General features: G+C 69.2%; 10 protein-coding genes. 6 read left to right on the forward strand and 4 right to left on the reverse strand.

Annotated features, from left to right (window positions below):
- Positions 1-220 precede the first annotated feature (220 nt).
- The 4 genes from BN423_RS06830 (at position 221) to BN423_RS06845 (ending at position 6,739) form a co-directional block, all read left to right on the forward strand.
- Positions 221-2,044 (forward strand): NAD(P)-binding protein, encoded by a 1,824-nt coding sequence (locus tag BN423_RS06830; RefSeq protein ID WP_019239513.1) that lies wholly within the window; start codon positions 221-223, stop codon positions 2,042-2,044.
- Entirely contained in the window at positions 2,038-3,780 is a 1,743-nt protein-coding gene (locus BN423_RS06835) for a [FeFe] hydrogenase, group A (protein ID WP_019239514.1), read from the forward strand. Before BN423_RS06830 ends, BN423_RS06835 begins: the two co-directional genes overlap by 7 nt.
- A 273-nt stretch (positions 3,781-4,053) precedes the next feature.
- Entirely contained in the window at positions 4,054-5,205 is a 1,152-nt protein-coding gene (locus BN423_RS06840; protein ID WP_019239515.1) for an ABC transporter substrate-binding protein, read from the forward strand.
- A gap of 7 nt (positions 5,206-5,212) precedes the next feature.
- On the forward strand, positions 5,213-6,739 hold the full coding sequence (locus tag BN423_RS06845; protein WP_232385525.1) for an ATP-binding cassette domain-containing protein: 1,527 nt from the start codon (positions 5,213-5,215) through the stop codon (positions 6,737-6,739).
- 15 nt (positions 6,740-6,754) lie between these two features.
- On the opposite strand, the gene BN423_RS06850 is transcribed toward BN423_RS06845, so the two are convergent.
- Complete coding sequence (locus tag BN423_RS06850; protein ID WP_019239517.1) at positions 6,755-7,549, reverse strand: Cof-type HAD-IIB family hydrolase; 795 nt, start codon at positions 7,547-7,549, stop codon at positions 6,755-6,757.
- Positions 7,550-7,901: 352 nt separating this feature from the next.
- Here BN423_RS06850 and BN423_RS06855 point away from each other — a divergent pair, with 352 nt between their 5' ends.
- Both BN423_RS06855 and BN423_RS06860 read left to right on the forward strand, forming a co-directional pair.
- Entirely contained in the window at positions 7,902-8,816 is a 915-nt protein-coding gene (locus tag BN423_RS06855; RefSeq protein WP_019239518.1) for a GRP family sugar transporter, read from the forward strand.
- Between the two features lie 50 nt (positions 8,817-8,866).
- A complete protein-coding gene (locus BN423_RS06860) occupies positions 8,867-9,895 on the forward strand; it encodes a Gfo/Idh/MocA family protein (RefSeq protein WP_019239519.1) in 1,029 nt (342 codons plus the stop codon).
- An 83-nt stretch (positions 9,896-9,978) separates the two neighbouring features.
- On the opposite strand, the gene BN423_RS06865 is transcribed toward BN423_RS06860, so the two are convergent.
- The 3 genes from BN423_RS06865 to BN423_RS06875 all read right to left on the reverse strand — a co-directional run bounded on the left by BN423_RS06865 (position 9,979) and on the right by BN423_RS06875 (position 13,970).
- Entirely contained in the window at positions 9,979-10,992 is a 1,014-nt protein-coding gene (locus tag BN423_RS06865) for a GlxA family transcriptional regulator (RefSeq protein WP_019239520.1), read from the reverse strand.
- A gap of 205 nt (positions 10,993-11,197) precedes the next feature.
- Positions 11,198-13,018 carry an adenine deaminase gene (locus BN423_RS06870; RefSeq protein ID WP_019239521.1) on the reverse strand — a complete coding sequence of 607 codons (1,821 nt, stop codon included), beginning with the start codon at positions 13,016-13,018 and terminating at the stop codon, positions 11,198-11,200.
- A 145-nt stretch (positions 13,019-13,163) separates the two neighbouring features.
- Complete coding sequence (locus BN423_RS06875) at positions 13,164-13,970, reverse strand: AIM24 family protein (RefSeq protein WP_019239522.1); 807 nt, start codon at positions 13,968-13,970, stop codon at positions 13,164-13,166.
- Positions 13,971-14,082: the final 112 nt, after the last annotated feature.

The raw sequence follows: 14,082 nt of genomic DNA on the forward strand, positions 1-14,082 counted from the left end.
TTTCGCTCATTTTGTGCTCGACGCATGCTCCCCATCGGGGCATCGCGGTGCCCGATTGGATGAAAATTCCCCCTCGCCTACCGTTCACCGACGCAAACAGACCACTCGCATCGCATCGCCCTCGCGCGGCCAGTAGAATGAGCACTCAGCACCACCTCTACCCCGGCGCTGCCGGCACGCAACGGGTGGAATGCACGAGAAATGCGAGAGAGGGGCCTCAATGCTGTTTGAAAACGACAGCTCGTACGGCGCGCTCGGTGAGATGTGCTCCAACACGAGCCGCCGCCTGGGCGCGAATGCCCGCGGCACGTGCCCGGTCGACATGACGCGCGCGCTCGTGGGCGTGGCGCATGCGCAGAGCTGCGGCAAGTGCACGCCGTGCCGCGTCGGGCTGGGAGCCATGACCGACATGCTCGAGCAGATCATCGGCGGGACGGCGCAAGCCGGCACCATCGAGCGGCTGGAGGACCTCGCCGAGCAAATCCGTGTGAGCTCGGACTGCGCCGTTGGCTACCAAGCCGCCGAGCAGGTGCTCATGAGCATCAAGGCGTTCCGCGACGACTTCGAGTACCACGCCCAGACCGGCCGCTGCCTGCGCAGCTCGAGCCAGGGCACGCCCTGCGTGGTGAGCTGTCCCGCGCACGTGGACATCCCCGGCTACATCGCGCTCACGGGCGCCGGCCGCTACGAGGAGGCCGTGGAGCTCATCCGCAAGGACAACCCCTTCCCCTCCGCCTGCGCCTACGTGTGCGAGCACCCCTGCGAGGAGACCTGCCGCCGCACCATGGTGGACGACGCCGTGAACATCCGCGGCATCAAGCGCTACGCCGTCGACCACGCCCGCGCGCCGCGCGCCTGCGACCGGGGGCCGGCCACCGGCAAGCGCGTCGCCATCGTGGGTGCCGGGCCCTCCGGCCTCACCTGCGGGTACTTCCTCGCCCGCATGGGGCATGAGGTCGTGGCGTTCGAGCAGCGCGAGCAGGCCGGCGGCATGCTGCGCTACGGCATCCCCAACTACCGCCTGCCGAAGACCATCCTGGACGACGAGATCGCCTCCATCGAGGCCGCGGGCGTCGAGATCCACTGCAACGCGCCCGTGGGCGCGGACGGCATCACGCTCGAGGAGCTCGAGCGCGACTTCGACGCCGTCTACATCGCCATGGGCGCGCACGGCGACAAGAAGCTCCGCATGCCCGGCGAGGACGCCGAGGGCGTGGTGCCCGCGGTGAAGATGCTCCGCGAGATCGGCCTGGGGAACACCCCGGATTACTCCGGCCTCGAGGTGTGCGTGGTGGGCGGCGGCAACGTCGCCATGGACGCCGCGCGCTCGGCGGTGCGCTGCGGGGCCAAGCGCGTCACGGTGGTGTACCGCCGGCGCACGGCCGACATGACCGCGCTGCCCGAGGAGATCGAGGGCACCATCGCCGACGGCTGCGAGATCGCCGACCTCATGGCGCCGCTCGAGATCCTCACGGACGAAGCGGGCCGCGTGCGCGCCCTCAAGGCCCAGCCGCAGATCATCGGCCCGGTGAAGCGCGGCCGCCCCGCGCCCGTCGAGGCCGAGCGCCCGGCGCACGAGTTCCCCTGCCAGGTGGTCATCGTCGCCATCGGCCAGGACATCCAGTCCGATTACTTCGCCGAAGCGGGCCTCCCCACGAGCTGGAAGCAGTTCGACGTGGACGAGGAGCTCGCCGTCCCCGGGCACCCGGGCATCTTCAGCGGCGGCGACTGCATGCGCGGCCCTGCGACCGTGATCCTCGCCATCGCCGACGGCAAGAAGGCGGCGCGCTCCATCGACACCTACCTCGGCTTCCACCACGCCGTCTCCGTGGACATCGACCTGCCGCACCCGCGCCTGGACGACCGCGTGCCCTGTGGCCGCTCCGTGCTGGGCGAGCGCCCCGTCGAGGAGCGCGTGCACGACTTCGACCTTGTTGAATACGGCCTCTCCGAGCAGGAGATCCGCCAGGAAACGCTCAGGTGCCTCAACTGCGACCACTTCGGCTGCGGCATCCTGCATGAGGAGGGACGGATGTCATGGTAACCATCACGATCGACGGCTGCGCCTACGAGGCCCCCGAGGAGGCCACCATCCTCGAGGTCGCGCGCGAGCACCGCGTGGACATCCCTACCCTGTGCTACCTGCGCGAGATCAACGAGATCGGCGCCTGCCGCGTGTGCCTCGTGGAGGTCGAGGGCATCGACCACCTGGTCGCCGCCTGCAACAACAAGGTCGCCGACGGCATGGTCGTCCACACCGACACCCCGCGCGTGCGCCGGGCGCGCGCCGCGAACCTGCAGCTCATCCTCTCGCGGCACGACCGCCGCTGCCCCACGTGCTTCCGCAACGGCACCTGCCAGCTCCAGGCGCTCGCCGACCGCATGAACGTGCACGAGGTGCCCTACACCACGTTCTTCGAGACGAAGCCCATCGACGCGCGCTTCCCACTCGTGCGCGAGCCCGAGAAGTGCGTGAACTGCCTGCGCTGCGTCTCCACCTGCCAGAAGGTGCAGGCGCTCGGCGTGTGGGACCTCGTCGACTCCGGCAGCCGCGCGCACGTGGACGCCGTGGCGGAGGACGAGTGCGCCTACTGCGGCCAGTGCATCGCCAACTGCCCCACCGGCGCGCTCCACGAGCGCGACGACACCGAGCGGGTCTTCGAGGCCATCAACGACCCCGAGAAGGTCGTCATCGCGCAGGTCGCGCCCGCCGTGCGCTCGAGCTGGGCGGAGATGCTCGACCTGGGCGGCAAGGCGCCCACGCCCGGCCGCATGGTCGCCGCCATCCGCCGGCTGGGCTTCGATTACGTCTTCGACACGGACTTCGCCGCCGACGTGACCATCATGGAGGAGGCGAGCGAGCTCATGGCGCGGCTGGCCGCGGGCGAGGAAGGCCCCATGTTCACCTCGTGCTGCCCGGGCTGGGTGCGCTTCGTGAAGGACCGCTACCCCGCGCTCGCCGGCAGGCTCTCCACCACCAAGTCGCCGCAGCAGATCTTCGGCGCGCTCGCCAAGACGTACTACGCCCAGCTGCTCGGCGTGGATCCCGCGAACATCTACGTGGTGTCCTACATGCCGTGCATTGCCAAGAAGATGGAGGCGGCCTACCCCGGCATGGACTCCACCGGCACGGGGCCGGACGTGGACGCCGTGCTCACCGTACGCGAGCTCACGCGGCAGCTGCGCTCGCGCTTTGTGAACGTCGATCTGCTCGAGGAGGAGGAGTTCGACCGCCCCTTGGGCGTGGCGACGGGCGCGGGGCACATCTTCGGCGTGACCGGCGGCGTCATGGAGGCGGCCTTGCGCACGGCGTACTTCTTCGCGACCGGCGAGAACCCCGACGCGAACGCCTTCCACGAGGTGCGTCACGAAGGTCCCGAGCGCGGGTGGCGCGAGAAGACGTTCGACCTGCCCGACCGCCAGCTCAAGATCGCCGTGGCGAGCGGCCTCGCAAACGCCGACGCCCTCTGCCGGGCGCTTGAGCGCGGCGAGGCGCGGTACGACTTCGTGGAGATCATGGCCTGCCCCGGCGGCTGCGTGGGCGGCGGCGGCCAGCCCATCATCGAGGGCATCAACCTCTCGGCGGACCGCGGCTGCACACTGCGCATCATCGACGAGCAGAGCGAGCTGCGCTTCAGCCACGAGAACCCCGCCGTCAAGGCCTGCTACGACGGCTTCCTGGGCGAGCCGCTCTCCGAGCGCGCCGAGGAGCTGCTGCACTCCGACCACGCCGCGTGGGCGATGCCGCTGCGCGTGACGGCGGACGGCGCGGTAGCGTAGACGGGCGACGACACGCGCGCGTCACATGCGCGCCCGGGGCGATCGATGGATGCCGCCCCGGGCGCGCTTTCCGTGTGGGCGCAAGCGCCCCCGCCACGCTGGGCGCACACTCGCGCCTCCGCACCCCCCCCGACGGCGCATTCCGGATCCACGCCATGGAAACGCCCCATCCGGGGTACACAGAAGATAGCGCGCATGAACGGCGGACGCGCCGCGGGCGTGGCGCTGATATAGTGGTATGCACGCCTTCGTCATTGAACTTAGGAGGTTTCAATGAAAAACGATGATCAATCTCGTAGCACGGAAAGCACTCGTCACCCGATAACCATCTCCCGTCGCTCGCTCCTCAGCGGGTTCGCCGTCGTGGCGGGCGGCCTCGGCCTCGCCGGCTGCTCCGCCGGCACGATCGTCGACAACGAGGGCTCCGGGTCCTCGGAAAAGCAGCCCACCGATTCCAACCCCACCACCGTTCGCATCGGCACGCTCCAGGGACCCACGGGCATGGGGCTCGTCGGCCTCATGGACGCCTGCGGCGCGCTCAAGGACCTCGCCGCCCAGAACAACGTCGAGCTCCCCGAGAACGACAACCCGGCGGACATCGCCAAGCTCGTCAACACCTACGAGTTCACGCTCGCCGGCTCGGCGGACGAGCTCACGCCCCAACTCATCCAGGGCGACCTCGACGTGCTCTGCGTCCCGGCGAACCTCGCCGCCACGCTCTACCAGAAGACCGAGGGCGAGGTCACGGTGCTTTGCGTGAACACCCTCGGCGTCCTCGACATCGTCGAGGCGCAGGACACCATCCACGATTTCTCCGACCTCGCCGGGCGCACCATCTACTCCGCCGGGCGCGGCTCCACGCCCCAGTTCGCCCTCGAGTACCTGCTGCGCGAGAACGGCATCGACCCCGATAAGGACGTCACCATCCAGTGGGTGAGCGAGCACTCCGAGTGCCTCGCCGCACTCCAGTCGGACCCGAGCATCGTGTGCATGCTGCCGCAGCCCTTCGCCACGAGCGCAATCGAGCAGGTCAAGGGCGCGCGCATCGCGCTCGACCTCACCGACGTGTGGGACGACACCACCGCGGCCAACGGCGACAACTCCCAGCTCATCACCGGTGTCGCCGTGGCGCGCCGCTCCTTCGTGGACGAGTACCCCGGCGCGATCGACGAGCTGCTCGACGCCTACCCCTCCTCCGTCGCATTCGTGAACGATAACCACGCGGAGGCCGCGAAGCTCATCGAGGCGGCGGGCATCGTCAAGGCGCAGATCGCCGAGAAGGCCATCCCCTACTGCCACATCGTGTGCGTGACCGATAGCGAGATGCGCGAGGCGCTCGAGGGCTACCTCAAGACCCTCTACGACGCCGACCCGCAGTCCGTGGGCGGCGAAATGCCGAGCGACGACTTCTACTACGAGGAGTAAACCGCCCATGCCGCGACCTCGCGTCGAGACGCGACGGCACCCGAGCGCGCCGGGAAACCGGTTGGCGGCGGGTGCCGTCCTCTTCTGGATCATCGTCTGGCAGCTCGGCTCCATGGCGCTGGGCAGCCCCTTGCTGCTGCCCTCCCCCGTCGCGGTGCTCCTGCGCCTGGGCGAGCTCCTGCCGCAGGCGGTGTTCTGGGAGCGCATCGGGTTCTCGCTCGCGCGCATCGCGGGCGGGTTCGCGCTCGGCGCCCTGCTCGGGGTGCTCGGCGCGCTCGCGGCCGCGCGCTGGCGCGTGGTCGAGGGGCTCGTCGCGCCGCTCATCTCGCTCGCGAAGAGCGTGCCCGTGGCCTCGATCACCGTGCTCGCGCTCATCTGGCTGCGCGCCGCCAACCTCGCCGTGCTCGTCGTGCTGCTCGTGGTGCTGCCCATCGTGTACGAGAACACCCTCGCGGGGCTCCGCGCGACCGACCGTGCGCTCGACGAGATGGCGGCGCTCTTCCGCGTACCCGCGCGGCGCAGACTGCGCTACCTCGTCATGTCCCGGCTCTTCCCGTATCTCAGCGCGGCGCTGGGCGCCGGCATGGGCATGGCGTGGAAGGCGGGCGTGGCAGCCGAGGTCATCGGCATCCCGAACGGCTCGCTCGGCGAGGCCATCTACGACGCGAAGGTCTATTTCGACACGACCGAGCTGTTCGCCGTCACGCTCGCCGTCGTGGCGCTGAGCGCGGCCTCTACGGCGCTGGTGCGCGCGGCGCTGCACGGCATGGAGCCCATCGCCTGCGCGGCGGCCGGGCACGCGCCCGCACTCGAGCGCATGGATGCGGGCGCGGCGGCTTCCGAAGATGACGCTGAGGCGGGGCTGGATGCAGCTGTGGCTTCGCCGATGGCGGATGTGGCCGCGGAGCCGCTTGCGCTGGACGGGGTGGAGAAGTCGTTCGCAGGGCACTGCGTACTGCATGATGTCTCGCTCGTCGCGCGCCCGGGCGAGGCCCTCTGCCTCATGGCGCCGTCGGGCGCGGGCAAGACCACGCTCATGCGCATCGTCGCCGGGCTCGAGCGCGCGGACGCGGGCTCGCTCATCGTGGGCGATGCGTGCGACCGCGAGATACTCCCCCCCGTCTCCATGGCATTCCAGGACGACCGCCTGGCCGACCAGGCGAGCGCGCTCGCCAACGTGCGGCTTCCGCTTACGCCCGGCACCGCCGCCTGGGACGCGGCGCCGGCGCTGCTTCGCGCGCTCGGCTTGGGCGAGCGCCTGCTCTCCCCCGCCTCCACGTGCTCGGGCGGCGAGCGGCGGCGCATCGCGCTTACCCGGGCGCTCCTCGCGCCGCACGGGATCCTCTTGCTCGACGAGCCGTTCACCGGCCTCGACGCAACGGCACGGGAGCGCGCGGCCATGCTCGTGCGCTCCCGTGAACAAAACCGGATCGTCATCATCGCCACCCACGACCGCGTGGACGCCGAGCTCCTCGGAGCGCGCGTCATCCACCTCGTCGCGGGCGAGCGCGGGCTCTCCCGCCAGCCCGACTAGGCGCGGCGCACCGGGCTACTCCGACTGCTCCAGCAGCTTGCGCATCTCCTGCTGCACCGCCTGCTCGTGGTTGTAGCCCACCACGCGGTCGGCCACGGCCCGCAGCGCGGGGCGGGCGTTCGCCATCGCGCAGCCCACGCCCGCGAAGCGGATGATCTCGTAGTCGTTCATGGAGTCGCCGAACGCCATAACCTCCTCGCGCTTGATGCCGTAGCGCGCCATGACCTGCTGGATGCCCGTCGCCTTGGACACGCCGCGCTGGATGGGGTCGACCCATGCGCTGCCGGACGGCGCGAAGATGAACTCGTCGCCCAGCTCGCGCGAAAGCGCGTAGGCGTAGTCCATCACGTGGCCGTCGTCGCAGTAGATCGACGCCTTGATGATGTTCACGTCGGGCGTGGGCAGGTACCAGATGCGCTCGATGTTCGGCAGGTCCTTGTCGCACTCGCGCACGAACTTGTCCTCATCGTCGAGGAGGAACGACTTGGTGCGGTCGAACAGCGCGAGGTGCAGGTGCTCGAACATGCCCACCGTCTTGGCGAGGCGCTTGATGCCCAGGTGCGAGAACACCTCGCGGTCGACGAGCTCGCCGCCCGCGTACACCTGCGCGCCGTTGGCGGCCACGAAATCCATCTGGTCGCGCACCGGCTCGAAGAACATGCACAGGCGGTCGAAGCGGCGACCCGATGAGGCCGCGAAGTGAATGCCCTTCTCGCGCAGGGCGAGGATGAGGTCGAACGTCTCGGGCGGCACCTCGCCGTTCTCGTTGAGCAGCGTGCCGTCCATATCCGATGCGATGAGCTTGATCAAGGGAGCTCCTTTCGATACCGCCCGCTCGCCGGGCGCCCACAGATCCGCCGGCGGCGGCCCGCGCTTCCCGCGCTCCCACCATTGTAGCGCCCCACCATCGCGGGGATGGGTTGGTTGGGGACGTGTTCCTTTCAACCCATTCGGGAGGGGTTGGGTCGGTCGGAATCGCCCGCCGGCGAACGGGTTGAAAGGAACACGTCCCCAACCAACCCATCCAACCCATCCGATTTTGTCGTAATACGCACGAACAATGTCGTTGTTTGAATGTATGTGCTGAAGCCGCAACCATACACTGGAACTGCTGTGACATCGCGCCCCGACGCGGGCGCGCAAACAGGAACCAGGAGGCACTATGGGTTCTATCTTATTCGGCCTGATCCCTGCCCTCGGTTGGGGCTTCCAGGGGATCGTCATGCAGAAGGTGGGTGGCAACACCGCGAACAAGCAGATGGGCATGGTGCTCACGACGCTGCTGTTCGGCATCGTCATCGCCTTCATCCATCCCATCAATTGGTCGGGCACGCTCGTCGCGGCGGCCGCCATCAACGGCATCCCGTGGAGCATCGCCCAGATCCTACAGATCAAGTCCTTCGACTACCTGGGCGTCTCGCGCGCCATGCCGCTCTCCAGCGGCCTGCAGCTCGCCTTCACGGCCATCATCGGCGCGTTCGCGTTCAACGAGTGGCCGCAGACCTGGCAGCTCATCCTCGGCTTCGGCGCCATCGCCCTCATCATCGTGGGCGTCGCGCTCAGCGCCTGGCAGGAGAAGTCCGGCGACGCGCAGTCCAGCACCTCGTCCTCGGACATCACCAAGGGCATCATCATCACCGTCATCTCGTCGGCGGGCTTCGTCGCCTACGCCACCGCGGCGCGCTTCTTCTCCGTCGATAGCATGGACCTCATCTTCCCGCAGGCGCTCTTCATGTTCATCTCCACGACCGTGCTCGCGTTCTTCATGTGCAAGAAGCTCGCGCCCCGCGGCGCAGGCGACCCCGTGGAGGGCGTGTTCGGCAAGAAGAGCTGGCAGAACATGGCGACCGGCGTGCTCTTCGCCATCGCGAACATCACCGTCATGTTCTCCAACCAGATGAACGGCGTCGCCGTGGGCTGGACGCTCTCGCAGATGAACGTCATCTTCTCGACGCTCGGCGGCCTCTTCATCCTGCACGAGAAGAAGACGCCCAAGGAGATGCGCTTCGTCATCGCGGGCATGGTGCTCATAGCCATCGGCGGCATCCTCATCGGCATCACCAAGACCGGCCAGTAGGCGCACGGGGCAATCAATCGGTAACCATTTTCCAGGGAAAGGAACAGACCATGGTCAACATTGGATTCATCGGATGCGGCCAGATGGGCCGCGACCACATCGATCGCATCGCGAACCGCATGGGCAACGCGCACATCGTCGCCATCTACGACCTCAATCGCGCGGCAGCCGAGAAGGCGGTCGCGGACTTCGGCCTCGACGCCAAGATCTGCGATTCCGCCGACGAGCTCATCCACGCGCCCGAGGTGGACGCCGTGGTGATGGCGAGCCGCAACGACGCGCACCTGGAGCCCCTGCTCGCGTGCATCGAGGCGGGCAAGCCCGTCTTCACCGAGAAGCCCATGACCATCGACGGCGCCGATTCCTGGAAGGTCGTCGAAGCCGAGGTGAAGGCCGGCAAGAAGCTCGTGCAGGTGGGCTTCAACCGCCGCTACGACACCGGCTACGAGCAGATGAAGGAGATCATCGACTCCAAGCAGATCGGCGAGCTGCTCTGCGGCGACTGCCGCCACTTCAACGCCCAGGCGGCGACCTCCTACTACCGCACGGACAACGTGGTTAACGACACCCTCATCCATGAGTGCGACATCCTGCACTACCTCTTCGACGACGACTACAAGGCGGTCGAGATCAAGTGCGCCCGCCAGAACCGCCTGAACCCCAACGGCGCGGAGAACCTGCGCGAGCCGCAGATCGCGATCATCGAGTTCCAGCATGGCGCGATCGTGACCGTCGAGGCCAACGTGAACTGCCAGTACGGCTACGACATCCAGTGCCGCCTCGTGGGCGAGTCGGGCACCGTGAGCCTGCCGGACGTCGCCACGCCCGAGGTGCGCCAGGCCGAGCGCATCTACCACTCCATCTCGAGCGACTGGTTCGCTCGCTTCCTCGACGCGTACGACAAGGAGATGCGCGCCTTCCTGAACCGCGTGGAGCGCGGCGAGGAGCCGAGCGGCCAGATGGCGACCGCCTGGGACGGCTACGTGGCGAACGTCGCCGCGGACGCGATGCTCGAGAGCCTGCACAACGGCGGGCGCGTCGAGATCTCGCTGCCGGAGCGCCCCGCGCTGTACGCGTAAGAGCGCGCGGCTGCCGCGTGGCGGCTACATGCAAACCCATGGAAGACCCGCTGGGATGCCGGCGGGTCTTTTTTCTGGCGCGCTTAGCCCGAGGTGGCCGCAGCGGTGCGCCGGAACTGCGCGCGATACGCGCTCGGGGAGGTGCCGAGCATCGCCGAGAAGCCGCGTCGGAGCGCGGCGGCATCGCAGAGCCCCACCCGCGCGGCGATGACCTCGATGGAGAGGTCCGTGAGCTCGAGCAGCTCGCAGGCTGCGCGCACGCGCTCGCGGACGAGCCAGCGGCTCGGGGTCATGCCCATCTGCGCCTTGAAATGCCGCTGGAACGTCCGGACCGACATGCCCGCGTACCACGCCATCTGCTCGGTGGTCCACGACTGGCTCAGGCTCTGGCGCACGGTGCCCTCCACGCGCCGAACGCTCAGGTCGCCCGCGACGCCCGCACCGGCGATGGGCGCACGCACGGTGTCCTGCTCGGCATCCGCCGGGCGCGCGGCGGCGAGGTTCATGATGCGCTCGACGCGGCCGACCGTCCCCATCCCCGCTTGCGCAGCGAAGGCCGTGAGGCAGACGTCGACGCACGAGGCGCCGCCAGCCGACGTCCAGATGCGGCGCTCCTTGTCGTGGGCGATGAGGCGGGAGGCATCGATGCGCGCGGCGGGCACCTGGCGGGCGAGGCCGTCGGCATAGGCGCCGTGGGTGGTGCAAAAGCAGCCGTCGAGCAGGCCCGCCCAGCCCAGGACGAACGTACCCGTGCCCAGCGCCACGAGCTCCGCGCCGCGCTCGTGCTGCGCGCGCAGCCAGGTAAGGAGCGCGTCGGGCGCCGGGCGCGCTGCTTGGGCATCATCCACCGGGAGCGGGCGCGCGTCCGCCTCGATCTGGAAGGGATTGGAGAAGCCCGGGACGACCACGATGTCGGGGCGCTCGCGATAGCGCTCGAGCGGGCAGGTCTCGACGAACATGCCGTGGTCGAGGCGGGCGACCTCTCCGAGGCCCACCGTGCTCAGCCGGCAGGGCTCGGTGCCGTCGGGGGCGATCACGCCGCCGAACACCTGCATGGGGGCTGCCACGTCGAACGACCACATGCCGTCGAGCAGCACGATCGAGACGCGCAGCGCGGCATCCGGAGGCTCGGATGGGTTGGCTGGGGACGTGTTCCTTTCAACCCATGATTTGGAAATATGGGTTGGTTGGGGACGTGTTCCTTTCAACCCATTCGGGAGGGGTTGGAATCGGCCGAGGTCGTCCGCCAGCGAATGGGTTGAAAGGAACACGTCCCCAACCAACCCATTCCCCCGTGCGTCGTCAGACGGCATAGCTCATCGTGCGCACGTCGAACACGCCCTCGGGGCGGATGCGCAGCGTAGGGATGACGGGCAGGGGCAGGAAGATCATGCCCATGAGCGGGTCGAGCGGCGGCTCGATGCCGGCGGCGCGGCCGGCGGCGATGAATTCGTCGTGCTCGCGCGCCACCTCGTCGGCGGGCTTGTCGCTCATGAGGCCGCCGAGCGGCAGGTCGAGCCGGGCAACGACGCTCCCGTCGCGCACGAGCACGAAGCCGCCCTGGCCGACATGGCGCACCGCCTCGTACATATCGCGCGGGTTGTCGCCCACGACGCAGACGTTGTGCGAATCGTGCCCGATCGTCGAGGCGATGGCGCCGCCTGCGATCGTGAACCCGCGCAGCCAGCCGCGGCCGATGTGCTTCCCCACGAGTCCCGTGCCCGCCGGGGCGTCGCCGTCGGTACCTGCCTCCTGCGCGGCGACCCCGCGCCCGTGGCGCTCGATGAGCATGATGCGGCGGAGCCCCTCGGCGGAGTCCGGGTAGGCCGCGCCCGTGATGGCGTTGCCGGGGATGACGTCGATGACCGCGCTGCCGGGGACGAAGGGGTAGTCAAACACCTCAGCCGAGAGCTCGGGCAGGCGCACCGAGCCGCGCAGCAGCGCCTCGAGCTCCTCGACGCGCGCGCTCGCCGGGGCGACCTCGCCCACGAAGGCACCGTCCCGCGCGACGAGCTCGCCGGCGGAGTACACCGCGCGCGGCGGGCGCGTGAAGGAAAGGTCGTCGAGGACGAGCAGGTCGGCGCGCTTGCCCGGCGCGATGGTGCCGCGCCGCTCGCAGGCGGGCGCGTGCCCGTGGTCGAGCCCGAAGCACTCGGCCGTGGAGAGCGTGCCCATGGCGATGGCGGTGAGCTCGTCGATCCCGGAGGCGATCGCCACGCGGCAGGCGTTGTCGATCATGCCGATCGCGAGGGCGTCCGACGGCGCGCGGTCGTCCGTGGCGAAGCAGCAGCGGCGCGCGCGGCGCGGGTCGTCCACCACGAGGGGCGCGAGCGCCTCGAGGTCGTGGCTGCATGTGCCCTCGCGCAGCATGATGTACATGCCGCGCGACAGCTTGTCGAGCGCCTCGTCCACGTTCGTGCACTCGTGGTCGGCGATGACGCCCGAGGCGGTGTAGGCGTTGAGGTCGTTGCCCGCAACGAGCGGGGCGTGGCCGTCCACGAGCCCCGAGACGGTCGCGCGCGCCGCGTCGATGCGCGCGAGGGTCTCGGCATCCGCCGCCTCGACGCCCGGGTAGTTCATCATCTCGCCCAGGCCGAAGATCTCCCCGGGATGCTCGGCCATGAACGCCTGCATGTCCGCAGCCGTGATGCTGGCGCCGGCCTGCTCGTCGGGCAGCGCCGGCACGCACGACGGCATCATGAACTTGATATCGAGCGGGCTGCGGCGCGCGTCCTCGATCATGAAGGAGAGGCCGTCCAGCCCGCAGACGTTGGCGATCTCGTGGCTATCGGCGATGGCGCAGGTGGTGCCGCGGGCGAGCGCCATGCGCGCGTATTCCGAGGGGCGCACGTTCGAGGACTCGATGTGCAGGTGGCCGTCGATGAAGCCGGGCGAGAGGAAGCGCCCGCCGAGGTCTATGACCTGGGCGGCCGCGGGGTCGGGCACGTCGGCGTCGCGCGGGTCGAAGAGCACGCCCACGATCACGCCGTCCTTCACGGCGACGCGCCCGGGCACCACGCGCAGCGCGTACACGTCGACGATCTGCGCGTTCGTGAACAGGATGTCCACCGCTTCGCGGCCTTCCGCCGCATCGACCATGTGCTTGAGCTCCTCGACCGCCATGAGCGCCCCTCTCGATGAAACCGATATTGCAAGCATGATACCCGGAGGGCGCGATCCTGTGCGCGACGATGTGAACGGGCGGCGCGCGCGTTCCGGCACCGCGCCGCAGCGCCCCGGCGTTCCGTCACCCGCGCTCGCCGCCGCCCTAGCTCGTCGGGTTCGCGGCGTTCGTGTTCCAGCTCGTCGCCGCCTGCATGGGCGCCATCATGATGCGCCCAGTGCCGCGGTACACGTTCACGAGGCCCTCGCCGCCCACGGCCGAGCCGATGAGCGATTTGCCCGAGCGCTCCACCGTGAAGGCGAGCCCGCTCGTCCAGGCGAGCGCGTAGTTGCCGTCGATTCTCACCTCGTCGTTCGTGAGGTCGATGTAGACGACTTCCGTCTGGGGGCACGGCGACTCGAGCACCGCGAAGCCCTGTCCGTCGAGGCGCAGGTTGAAGAGGCCCTCGTTGCCGGCGAGCGCCGACGACATGTTCGAGCGGCGCTGCAGATCGTGGTGGAGCGTGCTGTCGCACGCGAGGAAAAGCCCGTCGTTGAGCACCACGGAGCCGCCCCACTGGGACAGGTCGAGGATGAGCAGGTGGCGCCAGGTGGGCTCGCACACGAGCATGCCCGTGCCCGTGTATTCCGGCTTGATGATGGAATCCTGGCTCACGGCGCCGCGCACCGCCTTGCCGAGCAGGTCGCCCACGCCCTTCACGCCGGTCGATGCCTGCACGGAACCGACCGTCCACTGCATGGCGCCCGCCTGGAGCGTGACGCCCGTGTGCCCGTCGAGCGTCGCGACGAGCTGGCGCCGCCGCACGTCCATCTGCGAGGCGAACCACGCCTCCTGCGCGCTCCACGGCGCGACGGAAAGGTCGCGATCCCACTGGATCACCTGGTACTGACCGGCTTGGTGCAGCACCTTCACATCGTCGTTGTTGAGGAAGTTGTAGATCGTATACGCCATAGGTCGCCTCCTGAAAGCAGCCCGAAACCGGGGCGCCGCGCGCTGGCGCCGCCGCATTCCCTCTCCCGATTATACGGTGGGGGCGCAATAATCGGGCGTTCGACCGTCCGGC

Origin of the sequence: Enorma timonensis (assembly GCF_000321165.1) — a bacterium.
Taxonomy (GTDB): Bacteria; Actinomycetota; Coriobacteriia; order Coriobacteriales; family Coriobacteriaceae; genus Enorma.

What these genes read in the sequence shown, in the direction of transcription:
- BN423_RS06845 (WP_232385525.1), top strand. Translation starts at nt 5,213, where the DNA reads ATGCCGCGACCTCGCGTCGAGACGCGACGGCACCCGAGCGCGCCGGGA.
- BN423_RS06835 (WP_019239514.1), top strand. Translation starts at nt 2,038, where the DNA reads ATGGTAACCATCACGATCGACGGCTGCGCCTACGAGGCCCCCGAGGAG.
- BN423_RS06840 (WP_019239515.1), top strand. Translation starts at nt 4,054, where the DNA reads ATGAAAAACGATGATCAATCTCGTAGCACGGAAAGCACTCGTCACCCG.
- BN423_RS06870 (WP_019239521.1), bottom strand. Translation starts at nt 13,018, where the DNA reads ATGGCGGTCGAGGAGCTCAAGCACATGGTCGATGCGGCGGAAGGCCGC.
- BN423_RS06875 (WP_019239522.1), bottom strand. Translation starts at nt 13,970, where the DNA reads ATGGCGTATACGATCTACAACTTCCTCAACAACGACGATGTGAAGGTG.
- BN423_RS06860 (WP_019239519.1), top strand. Translation starts at nt 8,867, where the DNA reads ATGGTCAACATTGGATTCATCGGATGCGGCCAGATGGGCCGCGACCAC.
- BN423_RS06830 (WP_019239513.1), top strand. Translation starts at nt 221, where the DNA reads ATGCTGTTTGAAAACGACAGCTCGTACGGCGCGCTCGGTGAGATGTGC.
- BN423_RS06855 (WP_019239518.1), top strand. Translation starts at nt 7,902, where the DNA reads ATGGGTTCTATCTTATTCGGCCTGATCCCTGCCCTCGGTTGGGGCTTC.